The organism is Candidatus Symbiopectobacterium sp. NZEC135 (assembly GCF_025962695.1).
Map to the genome: position 1 here is coordinate 1 of NZ_JAGFPF010000162.1, position 3,253 is coordinate 3,253.

3 protein-coding genes and 1 pseudogene are annotated in these 3,253 nt (G+C 32.6%); 1 reads left to right on the forward strand and 3 read right to left on the reverse strand.

Going from position 1 to position 3,253, the window contains the following annotated elements:
- Positions 1 to 662, forward strand: a pseudogene (locus J5224_RS24255) (hypothetical protein); the annotation flags it as partial.
- Here the strand turns inward: J5224_RS24255 and J5224_RS24260 are convergent.
- The 3 genes from J5224_RS24260 to J5224_RS24270 all read right to left on the reverse strand — a co-directional run.
- On the reverse strand, positions 643 to 1,716 hold the full coding sequence (locus J5224_RS24260) for a hypothetical protein (RefSeq protein WP_264627786.1): 1,074 nt from the start codon (positions 1,714 to 1,716) through the stop codon (positions 643 to 645). The pseudogene J5224_RS24255 and the gene J5224_RS24260 overlap by 20 nt on opposite strands.
- Positions 1,713 to 2,375, reverse strand: coding sequence for a hypothetical protein (locus tag J5224_RS24265; RefSeq protein WP_264627787.1), 663 nt, complete (start codon positions 2,373 to 2,375; stop codon positions 1,713 to 1,715). Before J5224_RS24265 ends, J5224_RS24260 begins: the two co-directional genes overlap by 4 nt.
- On the reverse strand, positions 2,372 to 3,253 hold an 882-nt coding region (locus tag J5224_RS24270), incomplete at its 5' end, for a hypothetical protein (RefSeq protein WP_264627788.1). The genes J5224_RS24265 and J5224_RS24270, both read right to left, overlap by 4 nt.

Below are 3,253 nucleotides of genomic sequence, written 5' to 3' on the forward strand. Positions count from 1 at the left end.
AGAATTTCAAAGTTGATGAGCTATTTCAGATTTCTGTTAAAAGGGCGATATCTGACATTTCAAAATATTCTAATCGGAGATGCTTGTCGTTCGAACTTCTGCGTGGTGATAGTAGAGAACTTATTTCTTCAATAAAAAATATTGATCTGTGCGTTTTTTCTCCTCCTTACCCAAATTCTTTTGACTATACTGACGTATATAATATTGAGCTATGGGTATTACAATATTTAAACTCCAAAAATGATAATAAATTACTTAGAGAAAAAACATTAACTTCACATGTCCAGGTGCAACGAAGCTATAGTTCATACCCTGATGGTTCGGCTTTATTAAGTGAAACAATTGGAAATTTAGAGGTTTTGCAAAAGTCCCTATGGAATAAAAATATTCCGGCTATGGTTGGTGCATATTTTACAGATATGAAATTAGTAATAGATGAAGTATGTGAAAAGCTTTCTCCAAAAGGAGAGATATGGATGGTTGTTGGAGATAGTAAATATGCAGGAGTAAAAGTATCTACAGCACAAATACTTATAGAGTTAATGTCAAATAAAGGGATTAATCTCATTAATTATGAGGCTTTTAGATCAATGAGAACATCCGCCCAGCAGGGTGGGCAGAAGGGGTTAGATGAAACTTTAATTACTTTTCGGAAAGATTAATTTCAGATTGCCTTTTGCTTTCAGCTGAGTTATATAGTTTCCAACGCCATTGGTGTATGTTATTTTCTATAGAAAATTGTTTAGTATTGGCGAACCAATAATCATCATCATTGTCTGCATTACACATATCAAAACAGCATAACACTGTATGATATGGTTCGAGTGTTATGCTATACTCTTGAGCTTGCCTCATTCCTTTATCAATCCATCCTAATTGCTCGGAATTGTTATAAGTTTTTTTTCCAGAATTACTAAAAGAACGTAAAGCTTTTAATTCAAGCAATGCATGGTTAATTTGCTTTCCCTTTTCATGACTTTTTGAAATAAGGAGTAAATCTAATCGACCGCCAACAGTATTTATTTCTGGTAGAGCTAATAAATTACATCCAAAATGAGACGAAAAATGGCTATATAATCTTCCTTGAATGCCTTTTTCTATATTTTCTGCTGGAAAAAATTTCCCGGAATCTTCCCAAAGCTTAAATCCTGCATTTTGAGAAGCAATTGGTGTAATTAAGCTTGTTTGGTACAAGCTATCAATAGCATATTTAATACTATTTAAGTCTAAAAATTCTTTCTTAAGTGATATTATGTATTCTTCTGTAGAATTAAAACCTTTAGGGTACATACGTACTGTATGCTGACCATTATGTTTATCAAGCATTACAACAGGAGTATCGCCTAGACCATAATCGTTAATAAATACATCTATTAGATCATCTGGATTTGATAGATCCACTTCAAAATAACGCCCTCGTGTAAGGGTGAGGTTAACAAAGCAAACTTTATCCATAAAAGATATTCGGCCAGAGTCAAAAGTGATACTATTTTTTAATTTAATATTTTCATCTGATAACTCGGGTTTGTCGGGATGCAAGAAAAAAATACATGTGCCAAGATCGTTGTGATCTATTTTTCTTAACTCATAAAGTGTATATGCTAAAAACTGGCTATATACTGGTACTGATTCATCAAATACAGGCTTACCTGTGAGTTCTTCATTAACTGTATTCAATAAGTCTTGGGGATTCCATGCTCCAATGTTTTTACTCATTTAGCTACTCTCCCCATTAGAAGTTTTTGAGATAAATGCCTAATATAGAAATTAAGTTTCAATTCTTTTGTAATTAGATAGTTAGGTAAGCTCTCTTGGACAAATTCAGCTGCGTTTACACTTGGGTTATCATGAACCCATTCACCGAAATCTATTACATTACCAAAATCAACAGATTGATCTGCATATGTAGCATCAAATTCATTAGAGTTAATAATATCCTTATCAGACAATTCAGTCAGAGCAAGAGTCAGTTTTTTTAAGAAAGTAAACATTTCATACTCAGACCTCCAACTATTTAAATGTTCAATGGTTGAACTTGCCTTTTCTATATTTAATTCATAATCGGCAAAAACTCTCCAGTTATTTAAATCGTCTAAATAATGGTATTGCAAGTTTGATATCTTTATATATCCACCCAAAACAAGCCAATCGAGCTGATTTTGTAATTCTGGATAATAGGGACCGTTCTTAAGTCTTAGCACTTTCCCATCTAAAGCCTTGGCACTATATATAGGGGCTAGAATATTCGCGAAATATGCTATGTTATGAAAAACTTCAGCAGGTAAAGGTGTGATACCAGCACCTCGAGACGCTTCCAAAATCATTAAAGCTCTAACTTGTAGTTCTATGTTTCTATTAACAGGAGCCATATTCATAACTCCTCGTTCCTTGTCGTGAAGCGAGAAGATGATTCAATAATACTATTATATTTAGCATGATAATCATCTTTGTAATCATTTACAGCTTTCGAGGGAATGGCAATTTTAAGTAAGTTGATTATGCCGCTATTTAGAGCTTCATTATCATGAAGACTTGCCACTAGTCTAGGTAAAAGTTCTCCATCGATTAGATTTGATGTTAAGACTAATTTATTACCATCTTGGTTTGCAAAGTTGATAAATATATTTGCTGCATTCTTGACGAATATTGCATCTAATGAGGCCTCAGGAGTATCCATAACTATACTTCCAACACCGTTACTCCCCGTTGTTTTAATTAAGGCAATACGGAAAGCTAAATCAATGAACTCTCTTTGGCTTTCAGAAACTTGTGTCGGAGAGCTTCTTTCTGTTATTAATTGATGACCACCACTACGCATTTTAAAAATAAATGCAGGAAAATTAATCGGTTCGCCAGTTTGCCCCAATTTCCATGGAATTCTAAACCATGTGATTTCACATTCTTCGACTAAGAAATTTTGAACAATATTACTGAATCCATTTTTTATGACTTCAGTTTTTGATAGAAAATCAGCTTCCACAGTCTTTATAAATTCTCTAAATTCATCCTGTGCTGATTTAAGCTCTAAGTTTTTGTCTTTAACCATAGACTCAAGTGTTGATACCTTTAAATCAATAATATTACTAGGATCTCCTGTTTTAGCTAAATTAACCTCCATTGGCATTAATTTTAAATTTATTTCTTCAATGTCATTTTTATTTTTTTCGATGTGATAATTAAGTTCTAATATTTGTGATTCTAAATCTTTTTGTTTAACTGATTGTATTTCATACTTTCTTTTTAAATTATGAAT

Excerpts from the sequence above, each read along its gene's own strand:
- J5224_RS24260 (WP_264627786.1), bottom strand. The coding sequence starts at position 1,716 with ATGAGTAAAAACATTGGAGCATGGAATCCCCAAGACTTATTGAATACA.
- J5224_RS24265 (WP_264627787.1), bottom strand. The coding sequence starts at position 2,375 with ATGAATATGGCTCCTGTTAATAGAAACATAGAACTACAAGTTAGAGCT.